The sequence below is a fragment of the Bradyrhizobium barranii subsp. apii genome (assembly GCF_011516635.5).
In the GTDB taxonomy this organism is placed as follows: Bacteria; Pseudomonadota; Alphaproteobacteria; order Rhizobiales; family Xanthobacteraceae; genus Bradyrhizobium; species Bradyrhizobium barranii.
The window spans coordinates 1,105,598-1,126,400 of record NZ_CP096255.1 but is presented as its reverse complement, the minus strand read 5'-3'; the positions used below and the strand labels follow the sequence as shown (position 1 = coordinate 1,126,400).

Sequence of the window (20,803 nt, the reverse complement as noted above, 5' to 3'; positions counted from 1 at the left end):
GGTGCGACGATCTCGCCCGGCGCAGAAATGGGAGGTTTTGGAGTGCCCAGTTTTGTAGCGGAATGGCGCGCCACAGAGGATGAAACTGGGAACAGCTATGTCCTTGTCTGTGCTATGATTTCATAGAACTAGTTACGACCTTGAGGCTCCTCGCCCATTCGCGTATCTTTCTGCCATTGCAGAAAGAGGTTGCGAGTGAGCTTTGATTTTGGGCCGATAATCGATAGTCGAATTTCTCCATACACCATTGGCTTCGTGTTGATTGACGGGGGGAATCCGGCACCCCTTGGCTCGGGAACGCTGGTTCGCTGCCGGTCAACTCAAGGCATTCTTACATGCGGGCATGTCCTCGCTGAATTGCCGCAGGCTGGCGAGTTCGGCGCTGCTCTGTTCGGTCTTCCGCAGACGCGGGACCAGAGGATGCGCATTGCAGGCGAGGCGACAGTCGCCCATGCCGTGAATTTCTATACAGCGCCCGGTGGCAAGGACGGCCCGGATTTGGCCTTCATCCCCATCCCGCCTGCGCAGTTTTCAGATTTATCAGCGAGCGGCTCCGTCCTCGACCTTGACATAGGCAAGGATAAGGCAAGCTCTGAGAGGCCGGAAGGCGCTGAGGTGCTTGAAGCCGTGGCAGGGGTGGTTGGTCAATTGACAGCACCCGCAAGCTCTGACGGGAGGAAAAGCACATTGGCGGTCGAGGGCCTGGTCTGCCCAGGCAGCGTCATCGCCGCACCAAAGGTCGGGCAATGGGACCAATTGCAGTTCAAACCTCAGCCACAGTCCGAGGCCGTCCTGCCCACCAACTTTCGCGGAACAAGCGGCGGTGGCATCTGGCGCGTCTATCTCAAGAAGGATGCCGAGGGCCGGTATAGCCCACTTGAATCGCGGCTTACCGGCGTAGCTTACTGGCAGGATGAAATCGCGGGCTCTTTAGGCATCATTGGCCACGGGCCAATCAGCATCTACGGTCACTTGCTGACTGAGATTTATCGTCGCTGGCCGCCGCAGTAGCCGCGCGGCGAGGCTTGTTGGGGAAAGAGCTTCAGTGTCGGAAGGGCGTATTTGCACGAAATGCGGCGGCAGCCGTTTCAATAGCTGGAACCGCTGCATGGATTGCCGAAACGCTCGGGGCAAAGTCCGCAATCAGCGCAAAGTCGCGAATGGAGGAAGCCACACAGCGAAGGAATGGAAAGCCCTTCTTGCGGCGACCCCTTGCTGCGTGGAATGCAATAGACCTTGGGATGAAATCTCGAAGCGGCCTGACCCTCGCTATAAGACCGTCTGGACGAAGGGCCATAAGCTCGCAGTTTTTCACGGCGGGACCGATAACATCGATAATATCCAGCCCGAGTGTTACGAGTGCAACTTCGGTAAAAACGCCGGAGCGCTGAAGCGGCGCGAGCCGCCGTCAGTTGGGCCTAACGGTGCTTCTCAATGAGGCCGCGAAGGCGAGCCCGCTTCAATCGTAGCCATCACCCATTCCGGGTCTTCACAGCGGGCGGCTATGGCGAGCAAGAGCGACCAGGCCGGTGGCACTGGCGCGTCATCCGGCAGATTAGGCAGCACGAGCGACATTCGCCCGTTCATGTCAAAGACAAGCGCGGCCTGATCTGGCTGCAACATTGTGCCCGCCTCGGGCGGGTCTGATCGTTTCCGCGGCATCAGTCCTCCCTCTTGTAACGATAGCCCTTAGGGCCATCCTGCTTCTGTCCCTTGTTGTGGCCAATACCCTTGGCGCGTTTTTTCCAGCCGTCTTTCGCGGGTGTACTTAAACCTTCGGCTGGAACTGTCATGTCGAGTTTATTCACGTCAAGCTGCCTTTGGCGAGCCTGCCACTTCTCGGTTTTCAGGCTCTCGGCGGCACGTAGCTGTCGCCGAACCAAGGTTTCAAGGGACCGCTTTTCACGGGCTTCAAGGCGGCCCAACGCCTTGCACCGCCGCTCGTGCATGAAATGCTCGCGTTGATGACGGCGCTCCAGCGCCTCGCACTCAACGCGATGACGCTCAGCTGCATTGATCTTCGTATTTCTGCGGAGCGGCGCGATAACAGACCGAAGGCCGGGCACCCGGTCAAGCAGTGCAAAGATTGCGCCTGCAACCCGCGCAAAAGGCTTTCCTGCCTCGGACTTATGAGCGGCATGAAGCGCCATGCGCTCCCCGCTCTGGACGATGAGCATATCCTGTTTGCGTAAGTCGAGCTTCTTCCGGCGCTCGGCCTGGCGGGCATCGAGCTGGCCCGAATGCTCGGCCATTCGCGACGCTACACGGGCATCGACGAGCGTCTCGATATCCGAGGCATCCTGGCGGACAGCCTCTCGCGCCCCATCGACGGAGGGGATTGCCTCGGACGCAAGCGGGGCGAGCTTGTCCTCCAGCTCGCGCGTGCGCACGCCATCGATCTGGCGGGCAAGGCTATGCACCTTGCCGAAACGGTCGACGACCACAAATCCGCGCTTGTCGCCTCGGGCAAGGACATAGCCTTTTTCTTTCAGCGCCGCCCGGAACGCCGTCGCACTGTCCGAGCGGCGGAAGGCATCCGTGATTTCCGCGCGGCGGTCAGGGGGAGTAATCCCCGTCGCCTCGGCCTGCGCCTTCTCCTGAAGGGTCATGTCCTTCTTGCGCTGGCGGTCCTGGCCCGCATCTCGCGCAAGCCCATCAGGGAGCGGAAGGCCGAACTCATGGGCAAGCTCGCGCGCAAGGGTACGGAGCTTCTGGCGGTCGTCAGAGAGCTGCACCGCACGCATCTTCGCGGTGTCTATTCTCGACCAGACGACATGGCAGTGCTCGCGCCCGTGCTTGACATGGAACACCACAGCACGAGCTTGGCCGCTGAGCCCGAGGCCCTGCTCGACGCGGTCAATGGCGGCCCGGTACTGGTCGCGGGAGAGCGGCGCGGACGGATTGATCGAGAGGCTGTAAAGAGGCTCCTTGCACCGCGTACCCGCGGCAATGGCCTCATACTCGCCGAACGCGCCATGCAAATCCTGCGCGACCGTACCCCTGATCTCGGCCACCTCGACAAGCTCGTTGTCGAACTCGTTCTGAAGGTGGCTCGCGAGATCAGCGCCGCCTGCGCGCTGGTTGCCTTTCAAGATCATGGCTCGCGGCCCATGGCTAGAAAGCAGACCGTGCGCATCTCGGCGAGATCGCGGAACGCGGCGGCAACGTGGGGCTCGTTCGGATCGATACGGCCCGACGCGGCTGCCGCACGCAGCGTGTCCGCGATACGGCCAAGCTCGCCGAGAATGCGGGCAGCCGCCTGATGGTTCACCGTTGGGCGGCGGGACTGTCGTGGGGCGGGCAGGTTCAATGTCGCCGAGCGGATGACGGAGGCAACGCTCGTGCCGGTGCGATCGGCCATCAGCCGTATCGCCTCGGCCTCCGCGACGTTGAAACGTGCAGAGAGCGTCAGCTGACGCTGTCTCGTATCAGAACCACTCCGCGACATGCCCGCCCTAACCGCGCATCCAATGACGCGCTTCATTGGTCGTGTTGCAGCGGCGAAACGCTGCTTCGGCAGTTACCGGCTCGATGCCTGGGAGCTGCCGATCATGCGGGGGATGCAACGGGGGCTGGCTTCAAGAAGCCCCCTTGCCAAGATTGCGCGGACTCTCCGCGCACATCTTGTAATCCGCACTAACGACTCTTTTTCTGATTGTAGTTGGGAAGATTTACAAACATGTAAAGGTTGTATCGGCTGAAGCGGACGCAACCACATGCGAGAAGTAACTGAAAATAGCACTGTTTAGTGCGTTGGTCAAACATTGGTCACTTAACGTGAAGCAGTTTTGCTTCCTCTTCAACGATGTAGTCGCAAAGATTTTCATCGGCCCTGCATTCGGCAGCAATCACAGTCGGCCATCTGCCGGACCTGTCAGGACCGATAAGGGCTCCTGCGTCGATGAAAAATTTTGTCAGCGCGAGGTTGTTTGTGCCTACGGCGATATGCAGCGGGCTTAGTCCCGTCTGTTCATGCACGCAGTCAATGTCCGCTCCCTCATCAATCGCGCGCGCGACGCTTGGTAAATCGCCAAGATAAGCCGCTTGCAAAAGGTCCGCATTGAGCCGCGCCGTTCCTGCGCTGTCTCCGGTCCGTGCGCTAGGTGCGGCCTTCGCGCTCACGACGTTGCCTCCTCATGAATTCGTTCGAACGAGAAATCGACCGGGTTGCTGTATGGCCGTGCGGTATCCGTCTCATGAAGAAACGCGGCTTCCATTCCGTACCCCATGAGCGTTCCTCCTTCGAACTCACGCAGCCAATAGGCACGCGGCAGCCGGGTCAGGAGATTTTTCGCGACGACAAATACGAGAGGGTCAAAAAAGAGAAGCGCGCCCTCAAAGCTGTGCCGTGCGCCGCTCGCTGGGACCGGGTCGACCATGCCCGGATTGAACACGTCTTCTCGGAAGGAAAATCGCGCCTGCTCGTTCCCTTGAACTGTGCATGTCGAGTAGCCGAGCGCGAATTCGGTTTCATCGCCCTCGAAAACCCGCACCTTCCTTTCGCGGCGCTTCGCCGAAACTTTATAACGACCGGCGAACCGGACCGGCGCGCTCCGTGGCGTTCCTCCTTCACCTGCCGCCAGAAGCCCAAAGTAGCCCGCGAGCTCGCGGGCAAAGTCGTCTGACCTCCCGGTGCTGGGTAAGCTCTGTGCAAACTGAAAACAGGGTTGCAAGAAGGCATCGTTCGTCCGCCCGCAATCGGCAAGGAAGCGCTGTAGCGTCTTCAAGGGCAGAAGGTCGGGCGACCTGTCTGTCCCTTCCGCGATGCGCAGCTGAAGCGCGGGCACGCCAATCCTGTTCTCCTGCATGTAGTTTCGCAGCGCCGCGCGTAGCCGTTCCCGCTCCGCCAGATTGAACTGGGTCTTGCGGGGCGCGCGCTTCCTTGTAGCCGCTTGCGCATCGCTCATTATCTGACCAATCCTTGGCCAAGACCTTCGTACCCTGCCGCCTTCACTATGCGGCCATGGATACGAGCACTCTTGCATATATTGCCGTTGGTGTCGCGGGGGCCGCCATCTGGGGATGGCGCAGCAAGGAGCGGCCTACAACCTTCGGCTCGGCCGATTGGCTCGCACCTTGGGTCGCGAGCCGCAAGGGTATGTTCCGCAAGGGCGGCCTCATGCTGGGCGACTGGACGGGGCACCTCCCTGTCTATTACCGAGGCTCGGGCCACGTCCTGACCGTCGCCCCCACGGGCTCCGGTAAGGGAACGTCCGCCATCATCCCCAACCTCCTTCAGCATCCTTGGATATTCCTGATCGACCCCGGCGGGGAGAACACGGCGATTGCCGCCCGCGCATGGCGCGAGAAAGGCTATGGCTTCCACTGCCTCAATCCATGGGGAATGCACACCGCTGCGCCATGGTCGCTACCTTCGCACAGCATTAATCCCCTCGGAATTCTCGATCCAGAGAGCGAGACGTTTTCAAGCGATGCTGAACTGATCGCCGACATGATCGTGACCCGGACGGGAAACGAGAACGGCTCGTCCGCCTACTTCAAGGAGGAAGCGCGAAGCGGCATTCGCGCCTTCCTCATGCACATCATGACAAGCGAGCCTGTCGAGCGGCAGACCCTGCTGACCCTGCGCAAATACATCTCGGCAGGCCCCGCCGAATGGCGGGGGGCTGCTTACCGCTATGAAAAGCAACACGGCTGCTGGCGGCATCATAGAGCGTGAGGCAACGCAGCTGGAAAGGCGCGAGGCGCAAGCGACGGAGGAGTTTTCGGCAATCCTCTCGACGATGAAGCAAGACACGAACTTCATCGAAGACCCTGTCATGCAGCGCGCGCTCGCGACCTCGACGGCGCAGCTTTCCGAGCTCAAAGGTTCGGGGGGTAAAGGCCGCTTGCCTGGCTGCGTCGTCTCGGTCGTCATTCCGCTCGAATATGTCGAAACTCATGCGGCTTATGCTCGGCTCATCGTCGGCTGTGCCCTCTGGACGATGCAAAAGGAGCCTCTCTCACGCGGGCGCGTCCTTTTCGTCATGGACGAGTTCCCTGCGCTGAAGCGCATGGACCGCATTGCGGGCGGGCTTGCAACGCTCCGCAAATACCGGGTGTGGCTGTGGCCTGTCATTCAGAACCTCGGGCAGCTCAAGCAGCTCTACGGCCAGAACTGGCAAACCTTCATTTCGAATGCGGGCCTAAAGCAGTTCATCGGCGCGAGCGACCTTGAAACCGCTCAATACATCTCGGAGCTCTGCGGTGACGGGACGATTGAGGTGACGACGCAAACGCCAAGCGGGGTTTCATCGTCTCACGCGCAGCGCCGCCTCGCGACCATCGAAGAGGTCATGCACATCGAGAGCAAGTCGCAGATCGTTTTCGTCGATAATCTGAAGCCTCTTCTCCTTCGCAAAACAGAGTATTGGCAGCGGGCTGGCCTTCGTGGACATTTCAACCAGAACCCTTATCAGACGAGTACGCCTCCTCTTGATACGCGAGTGCCTTACTGGGCGGTTCAGGGGCTCGCCTTGCGCCTGTGCGCGTGGCTCGCAGGGCCATCTCCTGTCGTCATGGCGCTCCTGTTGTTCTGGCTGGTAAACGCAATGGGGCTCGGCATCTCGCTGAAAACCGCTAGCGGCGGATCGAAGCGCGGGACCATCTGCACCTACCTAACAACGCACGGCGCGCTCGACTACCAGGCGCGGGACATATCACGCGGGCAGAACTGCACCTGGATCGCTCTCAATCTTGGATATGGGGAATAGGAGCGCAGGCATGGCTGGCATGAGACTGAAAGCTGAGACCGGCAATGACCGGGGTGGCTTCTGGACGATCTTGATCGGCGTTTTCATGAGCATGGGATTCTCGGGCCAGCTGCTGACTTGGCTCGGCTACAGTATTCCTGCCGCCGACAACATGGCTGTCCGCGTGGCCGTGTTCGCGCTCTTCGTTGCACTCTCTTACGCGGCGTTCCTCGCAGCCGTCCTTGTGTTCGCGCGGCTTCTCACGCTCACCTTCGCTTCAATCGAATGGTTCGTTCGCCTTGCGATCTCCGCGCTTGAAACACTTCTGACCGCCGCCGTCGATCACGGGCGGACGGCGCTCAAGTCAGCGCTCGCGCTTCCTCTTCTGCCTGTGCGCATTGCGGCCTCTTGGCTCCATGCGCGCTACCTCGCGCCTTTCCTTGAACAAAGGCGGCAACGCGCTGAGCTACGCCGCCTCTACGAAGAGGTGCGCGGCGACTATGCGAGCTTCGAAGAGTTCCTTCGCGCTTTTCACGGCGGCGGCAAGGCAGATGCAAAAGATGAGACCATGCGCGAAGAAGAGGAACGCAAGCCTGAACCAGTCGACAAGTTCGAGTTTGCCTGCCGCACCCTCGGGCTGAGCTCTGATGCGCTTACACAAGCTCAGCTGAAGGCGCGCTTTCTTGAGCTCATGAAGGCGGTACATCCCGATGTCATCGGGCCAAACGTCTTTGCAACACAGATCAACGAAGCGCGCGAGATCATCAGGGCGCGCAAAGGATGGAAATGATGAAAAACTGGCTGACATTGAAGCCTGCCGCGTTACCAGCGAAAAAGGCTTCCTCCGAACTCGCGACGAAAGCGGATTTCGACCGAAAGGTTGCGGAATTCCGAAGAGCGTCCGGCAAGGTCGAATCCTGCCGGATTGACTTTGTCTGCGCAAAAACGGCAGAGCCATTTAGCCCGTCTTATTCGTCAGAGGGCGCCTGAGAGGCTGGCGAGCGTGGTGTAAAGCGCTGATGCGGCGTAGGATTCGGTTGCAAAGCCAACCCCATCACCTTCAGCCGCGAACACCACGCCCGCCATGACCGACGATACGATTCTGCCCTTCTCGTTTCCAGCCGTTCACGCCAAGAAAGTCACAGCTGCCTTCGATGGCGGTCGGCTGACCTCGAACGGGGGCGTGATGCTTCTGGCGATGGCCGAGCGGCGTCTCGGCTTGGCCGACAATTTGGCCCGGGTGTTCCCGGATCGGCGCGATCCGACGCGGGTCGTGCACAGCCTGGTCGATATGTTCCGCGCGCGCATGTTCGCGATCTGCTGCGGCTACGAGGACGCCGACGACCTCGATCATCTGCGGTCCGATCCCGCATTCAAGCTGGCCTGCGGACGGCTGCCGGACACGGGTCGCGATCTGTGTTCCCAACCGACGCTGTCGCGCCTGGAGAATGCTCCGCGCCTGCGCGACGTGATCCGACTGACCTACACTTTGGTCGACGCATGGATGGATAGCTACCCGCGCGAGCCGGCATCCGTCACGCTCGACATCGATGATACCTGCGATGTCGTCCACGGCCATCAGCAGCTCTCGCTGTTCAACGCTCATTATGACGAACGCTGCTTCCTGCCGATCCACGTCTACGACACGGAGAAGAGCCGGCCCGTGGCGGTCGTGCTGCGGCCCGGCAAGACGCCGGGCGGCGTCGAGGTGCGTGCCCATCTGCGCCGCCTGGTACGGCATATCCGGACGCGGTGGCACAACACGCGAATTACGTTCCGTGGCGACGGGCACTATGCCCGGCCGGAGGCAATGGCGTGGTGCGAGACCAACGGCATCGACTACATCTTCGGTCTGTCCGGCACCAAGCCGCTCGCCAGAAAAGTCGACGCGGTCGCCGACGACATCCGCACGCGACGCGCCATCGAGAACCTGCCGGTTCTGCGCGGCTATACCGAGACGCGCCACAAGGCAAAGTCCCGGGATCGCGAACGACGCACCGTCGCCCGTATTGAGGCGACGATGCTCGGCCTCGACATCCGCTTCGTCGTCACCAGCCTCGATGTCGGCTCGGCCGAGTGGATCTACGACAGCCTGTATTGCGCGCGCGGCCAAGCCGAGAATCTGATCAAGCTGCATAAGACGCAGCTCGCCTCCGATCGCACCAGTTGCCGTTCGGCGCTCGCCAATCAAGTCCGCCTCGTTCTCCATACCGCCGCTTATTGGCTGATGCTGACCGTGCGCGACGCCATTCCCAAAGTCCGGGAATTGGCCACTGCCGAGTTCGCGACGCTGCGTCTTCGGCTCTTGAAAATCGCCGCCCGGGTTGTCGAGACCAAGAGCCGCATTCGCCTTGCGTTCGCCGCGGCATGTCCCGAAGCCGACCTGATCCGCAGCTTGCCCGGCGCGCTGCTGCCGCTCGGTCCTTGACCGGTGGGGCGTCCGCCCGCGTTCACCCAACCCATCCCTCAAGCGCGTTGCAAAGTACCGGTCGTCAGGCGGTGAAAAGCCGAAGGCAATCCTGTGCGCCTCGTCAGCGGAGGTGTGCGGATGCACCAGTCGGACCAAAATACCGCGCTCTCACGAATAGGGCGGGTTAGCGTCCTGTTCGACCGTGCAAGCGCCGCTGAAAAGTTCGCGGTCGCCAGCATTGAGAAGATCGGCACGGCAAAGGCCGCGACTGCCGCCTCTTCTCTTCCCGCCTTGCGCAGCTTCGATGTGAAGGAATTTTCATTCGCTGCTTGGCGCTGTCCTTGCTGCGGCAATGGCACCTTTGTCCATTGCGCCTGCGGCCAGAATTCTTGTCAGGCAAAAATCTGGCGCGCGGATGATGGCCGCAGCTATCACACATGCGAACCCGGTTGCGGCTCGGTGGGTGAGCTAGGTACGCTGCGCAGCATGCAGGCAAGCACAGGCGGCGGCGGACGCGCAAAGCTCCCTTCGGGTTCAGGAAGGCCAGCGCTGCCCAAGGCGGGGCGCGCAAGCCTGCTGACGCACCGCAAATGGTGAAGCCATGCCCGAAATTTTCTACCGTCCATGACCGCGGCGACGTACAATAGAGGTATGGCTCCACGATACCGAAAAAGCAGCGGCAAGCCACCTTCAGCGAAGGACGAGAGCAGCTGTCTCAAAATCAAGATACGGGGCAAAGACAATGCGCCGCTCGGCATGGACGAGCTGCGCGAGGGCCTCATCGAGGCCGCGCGCAAGATGCGGGAATACGAAGCTGGCTACCGCGCAAAGTTCACTACGATTTATCTCACCATGGTCGACGAGAACGGCCAGCCTGTCCGCATCAACGATGCGAACGAGCTGACGATCTACCCGTATCGCAGCGCCGCTGACGAGCACGGGGTGTGACGCACCCGGCCCCCTAGAACAATGCGAGCTGAACCTCCTCGGAGTCGCGAACACCGTAAACGAGACGCGCCATTGCGATGGTTGTCTCGCCAGAGAAAGTTGGTTTCATCTGGTGGCTGTTATGGGTCTCCCAGCTTATCCAGATTTTGAGACCAGCGCCCTTGTAGGTCAGCGACAGGCAATCCGGGCCGCCGCATCCGCCAAAAATGCCGAGCTCATAGGAAAGAGCCTCGGCAAGCGCTTGATTGGAAAGGCCCGTAATTGACCGCTCTCGCCAGCGTTCCTTTGCTCCCGCCATGCTGCAAGTCGCGCGCCGGAAACCGGCGATGCGGTCAGCCTCGGCGAGAGGCCGGGCGGGAAGCGCGCTCATGCCGCACCTCTCGCAACAGGCGTTGCCTCATAGCGGTCCAGCTCGACCGCAATCCAGACCGGATTCTCCGGCGCAATCCTGGCGCGCGCGATGGCGCTCTTCTCGTCGTCGGCTTCGACGGCCATCTCGTAATGGCGCAGCTCTGTGAAGGTTACGATATACAGGGTCATTGCAATTTCCTCCGCAAAAGGAAGAGAGGCGCTTACGCGCCCCTCTCCTCGGTTGCTTCCGCAGGAGTGCGAAGAACAATGCGTCCGCCAGAGACAGGAACCAGGTCGAGCTGCAATGTGAGACCCTTGCCGTCTTCGTGATCCCAGCCTGCGCCGATGCGGGTCCAGAAGGACTTGCTGTCGGATTTCTCCGCGACGTGCCACGCGATGAATGCGGGGGCTTTGGTTTCGCGGGCCTTGTTGCCTGCCTTGTGATTGAAGCTGCGTGCCATGATTTGCTCCTTTGCTGAATTGTTCGACACGCCCAACCGAAGACAGGGCGGCAAAGGGAGCGGTTCAACTCTTCTGAACGGGAGGGGCATCTCCCGCCTGCACACGCGCAGCACGGAAGGTGGGGAAACGCGGTCAGAACCCGCAAGGGCTTGGAATTGAACGTAAGCGTAGCGCCGAGGCCCGTCTGATTGTTTGTGCGGAGTCTTGAGAGCACCGTTAGAAGAGTCATCTTCTGGAAGGGTGCTCACAATGGACGACCATTCTGACGACATAAGACGACCGTTGTCACCGCGTATTGAAGTGTTCGCTGGCGCAGGTCGAAAGCGCTGGCCGGATGATTTGAAGGCGCAGATTGCGGCGGAAAGCCTCGAACCGGGGGCGGTTGTAACAGACGTCGCTCGTCGCCATGGCTGCCGGCCCCAGCAGGTGCATGATTGGCGGCGCCGGGCGCGTTTGGGCCAGTTGGTATTGCCGGCGTCGGCGGACACGCTGTCGTTCGTGCCGGTGGTGTCGGAATTAGCGTTGCCTGCGGCCGCAGAGCCCTCCGGTTCGCCGGAAGCAGCCATTGTTACGGTTGAGTTCCAGGGCGCGCGCGTGGAGGTGCGCGGGGCGCCTGGCCTTGCTGCGTTGAGCGATGTGTTCATTGCGCTGCGACGGACACGTTCATGCTGACGATGCCGGCGAGCCTCATGATCTACGTGGCGACGCAACCTGTGGACTTCAGGAAGGGTGCAGAGGGCTTGGCGCTGCTGGCGAAGGATACGCTGGGCCATGACCCGATGAAGGGCGTGGCGGTGGTGTTCCGTGCGAAGCGCGCCGATCGGGTGAAGATCGTCGTCTGGGATGGCAGCGGCCTTGTGATGTACTGGAAGCGGCTCGATGGCAGCGGCTTCAAATGGCCACCCATCGTGGCCGGTGTGATGCGGATGAATGGGGCCCAGCTGTCAGCACTGCTGGCCGGCATGGATTGGACGCGCATGCACGCGCCTCGGATCCCGCAGCCGAAAGCGCTTGCGTAAAAATGCAAATCATCGCTGCATCGTGACGCGAAGCATGGCAAGCTCGGGCCAATGAGTGATTTGCCTGATGAGCTACCGAGCGATCCAGCCGAGTTGCGTGCCTTTGCCGCGGCTCTGCTGGATCGCTGCGCCCGGCTCGAGCGGTTGCTCAAGCTTGCGAAAGATGCGCAGTTCGGTCGGTCCTCGGAAAAGCTGGACGCTGATCAGCTGCAGCTTGTTCTGGAGGATATCGATCAGGCCGTTGCGGCTCTCGAAGCCGCCGAGAATCGTGCCAATCCCAAAACAGGCGAGAAGAGAGCTGCCGCGCGCAGAGCCAACCGTGGTCAGCTGCCGGAGCATTTGCCGCGCGTCATCGAGACTATGATGCCGGCCGAGAGCTGCTGCCCGTCTTGTAAGGGCAACCTCTTCGAGATTGGTCAGGATGAGAGCCAGAGGCTCGACGTCGTTCCGGCGCAGTATCGCGTCATCATCACCCGCCGTCCCAAGCTGGCCTGCCGCGCCTGTCATGGCGTCGTCCTGCAGCACGCGGCTCCCGAGCGATTGATCAGGGGAGGATTGCCCACCGAGCGGCTGGTCGCGCATGTGATCGATGCCAAGTATCACTGGCATTTGCCGCTTTACCGCCAGGCGCAGATGCTGGCGACGCACGGAATAGCGCTGGATCGTTCCACGCTCGCCTTCTGGGTCGGCTATGCCGCCCAGGAATTGAAGCCCGTGTGGCATCGTCTGCGCCAGCTTCTGCTCGCCTCCTCGAAGCTCTGTGTCGATGAGACCCCGGCGCCGGTGCTGGATCCGGGGCGCGGCAGAACAAAAACCGGCTACTTCTGGGCGCTGTCACGCGATGACAGGCCTTGGGCCGGACCTGATCCGCCTGGGGTAGTCTATGCCTATGCACCGGGCCGCGGCGCCGTTCATGGCTTGCGGCTGCTGGAGGGCTATCGCGGCATCATCCACTGCGACGGCTATCAGGCTTACAAGACCATGACCCGAGAGACGCGTGCGGACGCCCTGTCCGGGACGCTCGCCTTCTGCTGGTCGCATCTGCGGCGCCAGTTTGTGAAGATCGAGCGGGAGGCTGCGCCTGCGCCAGCTCCGGTTGCCCGCGAGGCTCTTGAGCGCATCGCCCAGCTTTACGCGGTCGAGAAGGCCCTCCGCGGCCGATCTGCGGACGAGCGCCGTGCTGGCCGACAAGCGCATACCCGGCCTCTGGTTGCAGCCTTGAAGCAGTGGTTTGAGGCCAAGCTCGATCACCTTGCGCAGAAGAGCGACACGGCGAAGGCTTTGCGCTATGCACTACGTCATTGGGACGGCCTGACGCTCTATCTTGATGATGGGCGCATCGAAATGGACACGAATGCTGTCGAGCGTGCGATGCGACCGATCAAGCTCAACGCCAAGAACTCTCTTTTTGCCGGTTGCGACGAAGGCGCCGGGAATTGGGCATTGCTGGCTTCGCTCATTGAGACCTGTAAGCTCAATGGCGTCAGTGCCGAGCACTGGCTCGCTGACGTTCTCGCCAAGCTCGTCAATGGTTGGCCTGCAGCGCGACTGGACGAACTGCTTCCCTGGGCGTCGACCTATACGATGCATACACGCGATCCGAGGCTGGCGGCATGAGCCTGAACACGACCGCGGTCCGGATCAAGGTGACCCTCAAGGATGTGAAGCCGGAGGTGATGCGTCGCCTTGTCGTACCCGTCACCCTGCGCCTTGATCGGCTGCATCTGACGCTTCAGGAGGCATTCGGCTGGACGAACAGTCACCTCTTCGAGTTCTTTGCTGGTGAGGCACATTGGGGGATTCCCGACCCCGACAATGATTACGGTCACCAGCCCATGGATGCCCGCAAAGCGCGGCTGTGCGATATCGTTCGCGAGACCGGCGCCAAGACGATCCACTATCTCTATGACTTCGGCGACAGCTGGGACCATGTGATCAAGCTCGAAAAATGGTTCGAGAACACCACGACGGAGGGGCTTCCCTTCCTGCTCGAGGCCGCCGGTCGTTGTCCTCCGGAAGACGTCGGCGGTGCGCCAGGCTATGCCGAATACCTCGCCGCCATCAGCGACCCCGCCCATCCCGAGCACGGACACATGCGCCTCTGGGGCCCGGAGCGGTTCGATCCCAACGTCGTCGACCGGAAGGCACTCGAAGCCGCCGTCAACGCGTTGTCCGACACAAGGAAGCCGCGGCGACGCGCCACGCGAACAAAATAGGCGTCAAGCGCCATTCAAAAGGGCCGCAGAGCTACGCTTACAATTGAACCGAGAGCGCGCCCTGTCAGGTCACGGCGTAACAGTCGAGCCTACTCAGCAGGAAGGGAGCACTGGCACCGCGGCATTCAGGGTAGGCAACACTGCTATCCGTGAGCATTTCATTTCGCCCGCCGGGGTGGCAGCTAAGGAAAATCCCATAGCCTCTGATCTTGGCTTTAAGCCGCCAAGAGCGTTCCAGCTGTCACAAGCGCTGCCTCGTCAGTCAGCCCAGTTAACCACCCAATGGTCGCTATGTGTTGGCTAGAGCCGAAGGTGCCGGTTCCTGTCACATCAACATAAAGTTCGGAATCGTTCCCGTTCGTCTGGATTTGCACGAAATCGGTGATCACGTCATTGTTCGGATCATAGTGACCATCAAGAATGTCGGAAATATCGAGCTTATCGTTACCTACAGAGGAAGTGAATCCATCAATGTAATCCACTCCGCTGAAGGCGGTCGCGGCGTCGAATACGATGGTGTCCTGAGCGCCCGACTTAGCGTAGATCATATCGGCCCCTGCTTCGCCGTTCATGATGTTGGCTCCGAAACCTGCATGCAGGGTGTCAGCACCATCTCCGCCGAACATATATACCTCTGTTGACGCCGCATAGGATGAACCCGCGTTGTTGGTGATCTGATCGTCACCATCATCCCCATAAAGCATGTCGTGATCGCCGCCAAAAATGGTGTCGGCACCCGCGTCCCCATGAACGATATCGTTGCCTGCCTCACCGCCCATGTAATCATTGTCATCCCCCCATAGAGCAGATCGTCGCCGTTGCCGCCGTTGATCGTGTCGTTACCAGCATAACCATAAATAGCATCCGCGCTGCTGGCATCGCCTGCATCATGACCGTTGAGATAGTAGTCGGTTCCGGAGGTTCCGTGCGTTTCGATCTCCATGGAAGAGAGATTCCAGACGGTGCTGTCCGCGAAAGCGACATGCTCCATCTGGAATGCGGTCGAGTAAGTGTCGTTATAAACCGTTACCGTGTTGCCGTCGCTGTCGGTGAGACGCAGAGCGTAATCGTTGGAATTGCCTCCCTGAACGAACGCGATTGTTACATCTTCAGGTGCGTACTGATCGCGAATTCTTATCGTGTCATCTCCGCCGTCTTCATAAATCGTGTCGTTGCCCGCTGAGAATATGTAGGTATCGTCGCCAGCGCCCCCGCTCATGGTGTCGTTACCCTCGCGGGCATCGAATATATCATTCGATCCGGCATTATAGCTCGGCTTGGTGAGCGCATCGTTTCCCGCGGTGCCGAGCGTCGTAATGGAAAGAGAAGTCAGGGACAATGTGCTATTGTCGGAAAGGAAATGCATGTTCTCAATTGCGTAACCGCTGCCGTAAAACATTGCGGCTACAGAGATTTGTCCCAAACCTTCGATTGATATTCCTAAGAGCCTGACTCAAAATTGCATTGCTGTTTTTATCGCTGCGATGCGCCTTGTCATGAGCTGGACAGAGGCGAGGAAGAGCCAGGCAGTTGCGCTTTCGATGGTTCGCTCGAAGTCCTTGGCCAATCTGCGGTTGCGGCCGAGCCAGGCGAAGGTTCGTTCGACCACCCAGCGGCGCGGAAGCACCTCGAAGCCCTGTGCGGCATCGGAGCGCTTGATGATCTCGACAGTCCACCGGCCGATCTTTTCCAGCACCGCCTTGAGCTTTTCGCCGGCATAGCCGCCATCGGCGAAGATATGGCGCAGCCAGGGGAAGCGGTAGCGAATGCTGCGCACAGGACATCTGGCGTGCCGTCACGATCCTGGACGTCGGCAGCGTGAACGATCGCTCCGACCAGGAGCCCTTGGGTGTCGGTGACGATGTGGCGCTTTCGACCCTTGATCTTCTTTCCCGCGTCGTAGCCGCGAGGGCCGCCACTTTCCGTGGTCTTGACCGATTGGCTGTCGATCACGCCGGCCGTCGGCGAGGCCTCCCGGCCGATCGCCTCGCGCGCCAGCATCAGGAGTGCGTGGTTGATCGATTGCCACAATCCGCTGTCGCGCCATTGGTAGAAATAGTACTGCACCGTGGTCATTGGTGGAAACAGAGTGGGCGGCAGCATGCGCCACGGCAATCCGCCGCGCAGCAGATAGAGTACTGCCTCGACGATGTCGCGATAGCTCCATTTCGGGCGCCGCCCGCGCTTGGCCCGCACAGGAAGCAACCTCTCCAGCACGCCCCATTCCGCATCCGTCAAGTCGCTTGGCAAACGCAGCTCCTCTCGGGCAAACTGTGCCCGGGTGATATCAGTCCACATTCTCGATCCCTTTGATGCTTCGCAACACCGATGGAATCAGAACTCGCTGATATCACTCAACTTATTTTTCGGTCGGACACTAAGTTATAAGTAGGGCCGCTCGAATTGTTAATCCGGTAGAAAGTTACATCACCCGCATCAAACTCTACGGGTATAACGATCGTGTCGGTTCCCCCAGCGTCGTTGATTGTATCGAAGCCAGCGCCCGCTATATAGGTGTCGTTGCCGTATCCGCCGTTCAGCGTATCGTTACCCAGACCGCCGTCGATCGTATGCGTTCCTCCATTTTGGAAGGTGATGATGTCATCGCCTTCAAAGCCGTTGATATTAATATTAGCACTCGGGTTAAAAGTGAAAGAGTCGTTGCCCGAGGTCAAAAGCACATCGGGATTGATAGTGGTTAGATTGAGCGTCGAGCTGTCTGAGAAAGTGATCGTCTCAATGCTGTGGAGAGTTGTATAGTAATAATGGGCTTCGAGCTGAATCGACCCAGCTCCATCGATCTCGATCAGTAGATCGTCAAACTGGTTTGTAGTATTCGCGGTTGAAACCCGCTTGAACGATAAATCTCCGGCCACTACGCCAGTGGGCAACAAGATCGTGTCCGTGCCGCCCGTGTCCTGGATCAAATCCTCACCACCACCATAAACAAAGGTATCATTGCCGGTAGTGGAATTCAGAATGTTGCCTCCCGCGCCACCATCTAGAACATTGTTGCCGGAGCCGCCATAGAGCGTGTCATTGCCATCGCCGCCGTAGAGGGTGTCGTTGTCTCCGTTGCCGGAGAGGGTGTCGTTTCCGGCATCTCCATAGAGAGTGTCGTTGCCGTCAGACCCAGAGAGCGTGTCGTTTCCGTCGTTCCCGTGGATGATGTTTGCGCTGCCGTCGCCAACCAGGGTATCGTCAGTGCCGCTACCTTGGATTTCAGCGAACACTAAGCCGGACACATCCGTCCAATGCAGCGACGAGTCCGTACCGTTCACGGCATCATCCAGCCAAGAAAGTTCCGTGCCGGTAAGATTGGCAATCCCTTTGGTATCTTCGAGAAATCTGCCGACTGCGACCCAGAACGCCGCATTGTCTGAACCTGGGGCCGGAGCCAGCCCGGCGAGTGTGTCGAGCGCGTCCTGCGACAAGGCCATGTCACCATCGACCACGCCGGTCGCGGCGTTGTATGTAACCGGCCCTTCGAAGAGTTGTGCTGCACCGACCTGCAACAAGATATGTGTGGAGAGCATGTTGAAAGTCGTCTGATAAGCCTCTTCCAGCATCGAGCCTGCGCGGCTGTAGGGGTTCGGGTTATTAGTACCCGAAAGCAAGAATTCGGTGCCAAGGAAATGCTCAAGAAAAGCCAGGTGCTGGCCGTCTACATAGGGGCCTCTACTGTGAGCATCGACGTTCGAAATACCCGCCCAGGTATAGAGGATGTCTGTCAGGTCGGATCTCAAGCTTACGGCATCTACGAAATCGGCGAGCGAGAAATTGCTCACAAAGGCCGTGACCAAGTCCTTGAGATCAGAATCTTGGCTCATCGCAATCGTTAGATCAGGCAGCGTGCCATAGCCGCGCAGCGCCGGCAGGAACAGGGTTTCGACATCGAGCGTGTAATCGCTCGCGTAATAGGAATTCGTATTGTCGTGCACGAACCATGCATCCGCGATTGTCGCCGTCGCGCCACCCGTGAAAGTCACCTTGCTCGTGTGGCTGATCGGGTTGCCCGAGATAGTGGACGTTGACGAGGCAACGCCCGCCAGGTCGATATTCGCGATACCGAGCGAGGCGAGCGAATGAAGCTCTCCGCTCTGGGTGACGGCATCCCCGTTATCATCGGTCCAGACGACAAGCGTGCTCCAGTCGGTATCGTTGTTGTCGATGCGCAGATCGTGGTTGGAATCGAGCGCCGCGAGCTTTGCGAATCCGTCAACGGTAGGCGAGCCAAAAAGCTCCGCCGAGGAGTCAATTGTGCCGTTGCTATTGAGGTCTCTCGCGAGCAGCCCGGTATCGCCGCTCACCCATGCGGTTTGGACGGCGAAGCCATTCGCATTCAGATCAAAAAAGGTCTCACTGGTCGAAGCGTTCCACGTTGTGAGCGTTATGCCCGTGTGACCGGAAGACAAGTCAATGACAAGCGGGCTTGCGGCAGAAATTGCCGAATTGAAGCAGGGCTGAATATCAGACGTAATTACCGTGGGAAGTGGACACGATAGGTCAACGGCCCCGGGGCCCTCCGGTATAGCTAAGAAAGGAGTTACACGATCATGTCCGTATGTAAACTCGGGAGACGTGTTACCATCATAGGTGATGGTGTAGGGGTCTGGACGAAGGTTATTCGCGTTACCTGCCACGTGAGTGACAATGCCGTTTCCTGTTCCGGTGTTAATCGTGCCATCGGAATTGAAGGGAAACGCACCGACGTACGACATATTCTTCATTATCTGACCCCAACCCTTACCGGGGTCCGTACCCTGCCAAGCGTCCAGTCCATCAGGGGTGGTCGGGTTCAAATAATCAGTTGCTTTCCCAATGATGGATGACACGCCGCTAGCGCGACTTTCCAAATAATCCTCGACCAACGTTTTCATTGAAGGGCTTGGCGCATTGAGGTCTGTCCAAGACCCGCCTGCAAACTGGGGATGTCCCGGGTTCTGTTGAATTTCTGAAGAGGTCGGCGTTGCCCACCTTGAGCCGGTAGGCTCGGGGTGCTGATTCCACAAAGGAGAGCAACGCCATGACGAGAGATATCACACCGGCTGGTTGGCCGGCGACCGGGGCTGTGGAGAAATCATTTGCGGAAGTGCGAGCGAGCTTCGATCGGTTCTGCCTTGCGGCAGGAATCGAGGCGCTCGGCACGATGATGGAGGCGGATGTGACAGCGGCCTGCGGGCCGCGCCACGGTCGTGATGCGGCGCGGCGGGCGCACCGTTGGGGCCGAACGCGGGGGCGGATCGGTTTCCACGGCGGCAAGATCGAGGTCGATCGCCCGCGGGTCCGGGGCATGGACGGCCGCGAGGTCACGATCCCGAGCTGGGAAACGGCGGCGCAGGAGGACTGGCTCGGTCGCTGGGCGATGAACCTGATGCTGATCAATGTGTCGACGCGCCGGTTCGGCCGCGCCGTCCGGCTGCCCGAGGGTGACGTGCCGGCACCGCCCGGATCGGGGATTTCGAAGTCGGCGGCCTCGCGGAGGTTCGTGGCTCTGTCGGCGGCGCGGCTGGCCGACTTCATGGCTGCCGATCTGTCCGCGCTCGACCTTCTGGTGGTCCAAATCGACGGGCTGCATCTCGACGACGATCTCGTGCTGGTGGCCGCGATCGGGGTTGACGGCGAAGGCAACAAGCATCCGCTGGCGCTGGTGGAAGGGGCGACCGAGAATGCAGCAACGGTTCAGGCCCTGCTGGACAACCTGGTCTCGCGCGGGCTCGACCCGACGGTGCCAAGACTGTTCATCGCCGACGGCGCGAAGGCGTTGTCGAAGGCGATCCGCCGCACCTTCGGTTCGGCCGCTGCGATCCAGCGCTGCCAGATCCACAAGGCGCGCAACATCATGGAACGCCTGCCGAAAGAGCATCATGCGGCCACCCGCCGGGTGCTGCGCCAGGCCTGGGAGCTCGATGACGCCGACAAGGCTGAAAAATTGATCCGCAATCTCGCGCGTCGACTCGACCAGCAATGGCCCGGCGTTGCGGCCAGTATCCTCGAAGGCCTCGACGAAATCCTGACTGTCGTCCGGTTGAAGTTGCCGAAGGAGCTTCGCCGATCGCTCGCCTGTACCAATATCGCCGAGAACATGATGGGCACCATTCGCCGCGTCACGCGCAACGTTAAACGCTGGCGGGATGCCGGTATGGCCTTGCGATGGGTCGCGGCCGGTATGATCGAGGCCAACAAGGGCTTCCGACGATTGAAGGCGCATAAGCAATTGTCGGTTCTGCGTGCGGCCCTTCAAGCTCACCACGATCGCATGACAATCAAGTCCGTTGCCCACGTCACGAGGGCTGCGTAATATTCATTCCGGCAACGTCGACCCGACGTAGTTCAACAGCGATCGGGACATCCCCTGCAAACTGGACTGCTGAGAATTGCCAGACCGAACCATTGTTCTTATCAATCACGGCCTGGATGGTGGACCCGTATATTGTAGACGAACCAGCTGCGACACGATTAATTATTATATCTATCACCATTCCATAGGACATCTTCGCAGCGTCGGCGTCGCTATATCCTGCGGTCTTGTAGTCGTTGAAGATATTTCCGGCCTCGGCGTACGCAATACGCGCAAGAGCATCGACATCAGTGGCGGTGATACTAATATTTGTCGTCATAACAAGCTCCGTCTAAATATGTTTATGCTTAGTGATTACATTTCGAAAAAAGCCATACTGGCGGCGTGTAATTTTTGACTGAAAG

The 20,803-nt window shown here is 59.8% G+C and carries 24 protein-coding genes and 2 pseudogenes; 13 read left to right on the top strand and 13 right to left on the bottom strand.

Annotated elements, in window-relative coordinates; all coding sequences use genetic code 11:
- Positions 1 to 195 precede the first annotated feature (195 nt).
- Positions 196 to 1,011, top strand: coding sequence for a hypothetical protein (locus tag HAP41_RS05360; protein ID WP_166104672.1), 816 nt, complete (start codon positions 196 to 198; stop codon positions 1,009 to 1,011).
- A 650-nt stretch (positions 1,012 to 1,661) separates the two neighbouring features.
- On the opposite strand, the gene HAP41_RS05355 is transcribed toward HAP41_RS05360, so the two are convergent.
- The 4 genes from HAP41_RS05355 to HAP41_RS05340 form a co-directional block, all read right to left on the bottom strand.
- Positions 1,662 to 3,098, bottom strand: coding sequence for a relaxase/mobilization nuclease domain-containing protein (locus tag HAP41_RS05355; RefSeq protein WP_166104676.1), 1,437 nt, complete (start codon positions 3,096 to 3,098; stop codon positions 1,662 to 1,664).
- Positions 3,095 to 3,448 carry a plasmid mobilization protein gene (locus HAP41_RS05350; protein WP_166104682.1) on the bottom strand — a complete coding sequence of 118 codons (354 nt, stop codon included), beginning with the start codon at positions 3,446 to 3,448 and terminating at the stop codon, positions 3,095 to 3,097. Before HAP41_RS05350 ends, HAP41_RS05355 begins: the two co-directional genes overlap by 4 nt.
- A 320-nt stretch (positions 3,449 to 3,768) precedes the next feature.
- A complete protein-coding gene (locus HAP41_RS05345; RefSeq protein ID WP_166104684.1) occupies positions 3,769 to 4,122 on the bottom strand; it encodes an ankyrin repeat domain-containing protein in 354 nt (117 codons plus the stop codon).
- On the bottom strand, positions 4,119 to 4,907 hold the full coding sequence (locus HAP41_RS05340; RefSeq protein WP_166104688.1) for a hypothetical protein: 789 nt from the start codon (positions 4,905 to 4,907) through the stop codon (positions 4,119 to 4,121). The genes HAP41_RS05345 and HAP41_RS05340 overlap by 4 nt, the downstream gene beginning before the upstream one ends.
- 14 nt (positions 4,908 to 4,921) lie before the next feature.
- Between HAP41_RS05340 and HAP41_RS49965 the strand changes: the two genes are divergently transcribed.
- The 7 genes from HAP41_RS49965 (at position 4,922) to HAP41_RS05310 (ending at position 10,050) form a co-directional block, all read left to right on the top strand.
- Positions 4,922 to 5,680 carry a type IV secretory system conjugative DNA transfer family protein gene (locus HAP41_RS49965; RefSeq protein WP_256478579.1) on the top strand — a complete coding sequence of 253 codons (759 nt, stop codon included), beginning with the start codon at positions 4,922 to 4,924 and terminating at the stop codon, positions 5,678 to 5,680.
- The gene (locus HAP41_RS05335) at positions 5,640 to 6,713 is read left to right on the top strand and encodes a type IV secretory system conjugative DNA transfer family protein (protein WP_256478578.1); all 1,074 of its coding nucleotides are present in this window, start codon (positions 5,640 to 5,642) and stop codon (positions 6,711 to 6,713) included. The genes HAP41_RS49965 and HAP41_RS05335 overlap by 41 nt, the downstream gene beginning before the upstream one ends.
- 10 nt (positions 6,714 to 6,723) lie before the next feature.
- Entirely contained in the window at positions 6,724 to 7,482 is a 759-nt protein-coding gene (locus tag HAP41_RS05330) for a J domain-containing protein (protein ID WP_166104691.1), read from the top strand.
- The gene (locus HAP41_RS05325; RefSeq protein ID WP_166104694.1) at positions 7,482 to 7,682 is read left to right on the top strand and encodes a hypothetical protein; all 201 of its coding nucleotides are present in this window, start codon (positions 7,482 to 7,484) and stop codon (positions 7,680 to 7,682) included. Before HAP41_RS05330 ends, HAP41_RS05325 begins: the two co-directional genes overlap by 1 nt.
- Before the next feature lie 94 nt (positions 7,683 to 7,776).
- On the top strand, positions 7,777 to 9,120 hold the full coding sequence (locus HAP41_RS05320; RefSeq protein ID WP_166104698.1) for an IS1380 family transposase: 1,344 nt from the start codon (positions 7,777 to 7,779) through the stop codon (positions 9,118 to 9,120).
- Positions 9,121 to 9,240: 120 nt separating this feature from the next.
- A complete protein-coding gene (locus HAP41_RS05315) occupies positions 9,241 to 9,699 on the top strand; it encodes a hypothetical protein (protein WP_166104701.1) in 459 nt (152 codons plus the stop codon).
- A 27-nt stretch (positions 9,700 to 9,726) separates the two neighbouring features.
- On the top strand, positions 9,727 to 10,050 hold the full coding sequence (locus tag HAP41_RS05310; protein WP_224580959.1) for a hypothetical protein: 324 nt from the start codon (positions 9,727 to 9,729) through the stop codon (positions 10,048 to 10,050).
- Positions 10,051 to 10,063: 13 nt separating this feature from the next.
- Here the strand turns inward: HAP41_RS05310 and HAP41_RS05305 are convergent, their stop codons facing one another.
- Genes HAP41_RS05305 through HAP41_RS05295 form a run of 3 tightly spaced genes read right to left on the bottom strand, consistent with a single transcriptional unit; the run spans position 10,064 to position 10,862 of the window.
- Positions 10,064 to 10,420: a hypothetical protein gene (locus tag HAP41_RS05305; RefSeq protein ID WP_166104703.1), complete on the bottom strand. Its 357-nt coding sequence runs from the start codon at positions 10,418 to 10,420 to the stop codon at positions 10,064 to 10,066.
- Complete coding sequence (locus tag HAP41_RS05300) at positions 10,417 to 10,590, bottom strand: hypothetical protein (protein WP_166104707.1); 174 nt, start codon at positions 10,588 to 10,590, stop codon at positions 10,417 to 10,419. Before HAP41_RS05300 ends, HAP41_RS05305 begins: the two co-directional genes overlap by 4 nt.
- 32 nt (positions 10,591 to 10,622) lie before the next feature.
- Entirely contained in the window at positions 10,623 to 10,862 is a 240-nt protein-coding gene (locus HAP41_RS05295) for a hypothetical protein (protein ID WP_166104711.1), read from the bottom strand.
- Between the two features lie 250 nt (positions 10,863 to 11,112).
- Here HAP41_RS05295 and tnpA point away from each other — a divergent pair, with 250 nt between their 5' ends.
- The 4 genes from tnpA to HAP41_RS05275 are packed head-to-tail and all read left to right on the top strand — an operon-like array spanning position 11,113 to position 14,098.
- The gene (gene tnpA, locus HAP41_RS05290) at positions 11,113 to 11,535 is read left to right on the top strand and encodes an IS66-like element accessory protein TnpA (protein WP_166055731.1); all 423 of its coding nucleotides are present in this window, start codon (positions 11,113 to 11,115) and stop codon (positions 11,533 to 11,535) included.
- Positions 11,529 to 11,882: an IS66 family insertion sequence element accessory protein TnpB gene (gene tnpB, locus HAP41_RS05285; protein WP_166065968.1), complete on the top strand. Its 354-nt coding sequence runs from the start codon at positions 11,529 to 11,531 to the stop codon at positions 11,880 to 11,882. Before tnpA ends, tnpB begins: the two co-directional genes overlap by 7 nt.
- Before the next feature lie 51 nt (positions 11,883 to 11,933).
- Positions 11,934 to 13,499: an IS66 family transposase gene (gene tnpC, locus HAP41_RS05280; protein WP_166055670.1), complete on the top strand. Its 1,566-nt coding sequence runs from the start codon at positions 11,934 to 11,936 to the stop codon at positions 13,497 to 13,499.
- On the top strand, positions 13,496 to 14,098 hold the full coding sequence (locus tag HAP41_RS05275) for a plasmid pRiA4b ORF-3 family protein (protein ID WP_166055583.1): 603 nt from the start codon (positions 13,496 to 13,498) through the stop codon (positions 14,096 to 14,098). The genes tnpC and HAP41_RS05275 overlap by 4 nt, the downstream gene beginning before the upstream one ends.
- A gap of 215 nt (positions 14,099 to 14,313) precedes the next feature.
- On the opposite strand, the gene HAP41_RS05270 is transcribed toward HAP41_RS05275, so the two are convergent.
- The 5 genes and pseudogenes from HAP41_RS05270 to HAP41_RS05250 all read right to left on the bottom strand — a co-directional run bounded on the left by HAP41_RS05270 (position 14,314) and on the right by HAP41_RS05250 (position 18,978).
- Complete coding sequence (locus HAP41_RS05270) at positions 14,314 to 14,670, bottom strand: type I secretion C-terminal target domain-containing protein (RefSeq protein WP_248577179.1); 357 nt, start codon at positions 14,668 to 14,670, stop codon at positions 14,314 to 14,316.
- Positions 14,671 to 14,877, bottom strand: a pseudogene (locus HAP41_RS50640) (calcium-binding protein); the annotation flags it as partial.
- A gap of 47 nt (positions 14,878 to 14,924) precedes the next feature.
- Positions 14,925 to 15,317: pseudogene (locus HAP41_RS50635) on the bottom strand (hypothetical protein); the annotation flags it as partial.
- Positions 15,318 to 15,551: 234 nt separating this feature from the next.
- Positions 15,552 to 16,396 (bottom strand): IS5 family transposase gene (locus tag HAP41_RS05255; protein WP_166060442.1). Its coding sequence is split into 2 segments (ribosomal slippage): positions 15,552 to 15,869 and positions 15,872 to 16,396, totalling 843 coding nucleotides; the frame shifts between segments, so codons are not numbered across the junction.
- 56 nt (positions 16,397 to 16,452) lie between these two features.
- On the bottom strand, positions 16,453 to 18,978 hold the full coding sequence (locus HAP41_RS05250; RefSeq protein WP_166104721.1) for a calcium-binding protein: 2,526 nt from the start codon (positions 18,976 to 18,978) through the stop codon (positions 16,453 to 16,455).
- A gap of 146 nt (positions 18,979 to 19,124) precedes the next feature.
- Here HAP41_RS05250 and HAP41_RS05245 point away from each other — a divergent pair, with 146 nt between their 5' ends.
- A complete protein-coding gene (locus tag HAP41_RS05245) occupies positions 19,125 to 20,399 on the top strand; it encodes an IS256 family transposase (protein ID WP_166064748.1) in 1,275 nt (424 codons plus the stop codon).
- On the opposite strand, the gene HAP41_RS05240 is transcribed toward HAP41_RS05245, so the two are convergent.
- Positions 20,383 to 20,718, bottom strand: a complete 336-nt coding sequence (locus HAP41_RS05240; protein ID WP_166104724.1) for a hypothetical protein — start codon at positions 20,716 to 20,718, stop codon at positions 20,383 to 20,385. The genes HAP41_RS05245 and HAP41_RS05240 overlap by 17 nt on opposite strands.
- Between the last annotated feature and the right edge of the window lie 85 nt (positions 20,719 to 20,803).